Genomic DNA, 2,483 nt, shown 5'->3' on the forward strand with positions numbered 1-2,483 from the left:
CCGCCCGAGGTCATCGGCAGCAGGGCACCCAGCGACGTGCCGCCGTCCGCGTTGCGCTTGAACCAGATGTTCGGGAACGCCAGGAACCGGTGCCACGCCACACCCATGTCCGCGTTCAGCGACACCACGATCATCCAGATGAACGACACGCTCACCTTGATCCCGGCGAACAGGTAGACCAGCGTCTCCAGCGTGGAGCCGCTCAGCCCGTCGAAGGCGGCCACCAGCGGATACGAGGCGAAGAACGCCGCCTCGTAAGTCTCCACGTGGTGCATCGCGCCCTCCAGCCCGCGCAGCACGTAGATCACGATGCCGATCGTCAGGATCACGTACTCCACGAAGTACGCCTGCCAGGCCGTCGACCCCGCGAACCGCGACTTGCGGCCCGCCCGCGACGGCAGGCCCAGCAGCCGGATCGGGATCAGGGTCGCGATGCCCACCGTCGTCATCACCGTGATGAACTCGACGTACATCTCCCACGGCAGGAAACCGCCCAGCAGCGGCAGCCGGAAGTCCGCCACGAACACCTGCCCGATCGCCTGCCCCAGGATCGGGATCAGGGTCAGGAACCCGATCGCCACGAACCAGTGCGCGAAACCGATCACACCCCAGCGGTTCATCCGGGAATGACCGAGGAACTCCCGCACCAGCGTCACACTGCGCCGATACGGGCCGTCCGTCCGCGCCCCGGCCGGCAACGGCTGACCGAGCCGGAAGAACCGGAAGAACCGGGCGATGACCCGGACGAACAGGACCGAACCGATCACTGTCAGGACCAGCGACACGACGATCGCGGCGAGTTGCATGCGTGGGCTCCTCGAGACTGCGGAGTTCAGTGAGACCGCCCAGCTCAATTACTAAGCGGTAACTTATGCAGTTCGTACGAGCGTACCCACTTGTCGCGCCGCGCCGCAGTGCCTTGTGACGGTGATCTGCGCCGCTCGCCCGTCAGTTGACGTGCAGGGGGCGGCCCCGGCCTGGGCGCTCGGCGGACAACGACCCCCCGGCGGGCAGCTGGTGCTCGGGCACGAGCGGGGTCTCCGGAGCAGCCACCAGGATGGACTGCTGAAGCCTGCGCAGCCGCGCCGAGGGCTCGAGACCCAGGTCCCGTACGAGGGTGCTGCGCAGCCGGTGATAGACGTCGAGGGCCTCGCCGCGCCGACCCGAGCGGTGCAGCGCCAGCATGAACTGGGCGTGCAGGTTCTCGTGGGTGCGGTAGCGGCGGGTCAGTACGGTCAGTTCCGCGAGCAGTTCGCGGTGCCGGCCGAGCCGCAGGTCGGCCTCGATCCGCTGGTCGAGGGCGCACAGCCGGCTCTCCTCCAGCCGCTGGGCCTCCATCTCCAGTTGCGCACCGGTCTGCACGTCGGCGAAGGCCGAGCCGGTCCACAGGGCGAGCGCGTCGCGCAGCAGCCGCGCGGCGTCCTTGAAGTCGCCCGCGTCCATGGCGCGGTAGCCCATGCCGGCGAGACGGTCGAACTCCTTGACGTCGCTGGTTCCACCGCTGGAGACGAGCATGTAGCCACCGGGCGAGGTGACCAGGACGTCCTTGGCGGTGCGCACGGCACCCCCCGGCTCACCGGGCGTCTCCTTCTCCAGCGCCACGGTGATGAGGTCGCGCAGCTGCAGCACATAGGTCTGCAGCGTGGTGCGCGCACTGCGTGGCGGCTGGCCCGCCCACAGTTCGTCGATGAGTGCGGAGACCGGCACCACCTGATCGGCGTGCAGCGCCAGAAGGGCGAGCACCTGCCGGGGCTTCGGCGCGGTAGGTGTGATGGACACCTCGTTCTCCCTGACGTCCAATACGCCCAATACCTCGATGCGCACGCCGTTGCCCCCTAGTTGAGTGTGCCGGTGTCCTGCACCTCACGAGTACAAAACAGGCCGCACGGTTTGTCAATACCAAACCAGTTACGCGGTTTTATTGATTCGAGCAGAAGAGTCGGGCAACCGTTCGCAAGATGCGCTCTGAACTGCGGATTTATCGACCCCGGGGGCACCCGACCACCGTCCCTCACAGCGACCCCGTGGACCCACTCTCGCAGGGATGTGCCAGACCAAACGGGCGCTCTCGACATGTGAGCAGACTCCCTCAAGCAAGATAACAGACCCATCATGCGGTTTGTTGGAGGCGCGCCAGGAGCTTGCGGGCCCAAACAATGGGGCAACTTGGGCCTGCGGCCATCACGAAGGGCCGGACGGCGTCGTGCGCTCGTCCGGCCCAGGGTCCGTACGGTCCGTCAGGCTCGCACGGGGTCACGCTCGTGGCATCACTGCGGGGGGTTGCCGTGCTTGCGGGACGGCAGGGCGGCATGTTTGTTCCGCAGCATGGTCAGGGACTTGATCAGCACCTCGCGGGTCTCGGCGGGGTCGATGACGTCGTCGACCAGTCCGCGCTCGGCCGCGTAGTACGGGTGCATCAGCTCGGCCTTGTACTCCTTGACCATGCGGGCCCGCATGGCCTCGGGGTCCTCGGCGTCGGCGAT

General features: G+C 67.3%; 2 protein-coding genes and 1 pseudogene. All 3 read right to left on the minus strand.

The window, feature by feature from the left end; genetic code table 11:
• Positions 1-806: pseudogene (locus ABZZ79_RS39650) on the minus strand (Fe-S oxidoreductase); the annotation flags it as partial.
• A 142-nt stretch (positions 807-948) separates the two neighbouring features.
• The gene (locus ABZZ79_RS39655; protein WP_356697544.1) at positions 949-1,824 is read right to left on the minus strand and encodes an AfsR/SARP family transcriptional regulator; all 876 of its coding nucleotides are present in this window, start codon (positions 1,822-1,824) and stop codon (positions 949-951) included.
• A gap of 443 nt (positions 1,825-2,267) precedes the next feature.
• A partial coding sequence (locus ABZZ79_RS39660; protein ID WP_356697546.1) for a carboxyl transferase domain-containing protein occupies positions 2,268-2,483 on the minus strand: 216 nt, incomplete at its 5' end.

It is taken from the genome of Streptomyces sp. NPDC006458 (assembly GCF_040612135.1).
GTDB lineage: Bacteria > Actinomycetota > Actinomycetes > Streptomycetales > Streptomycetaceae > Streptomyces.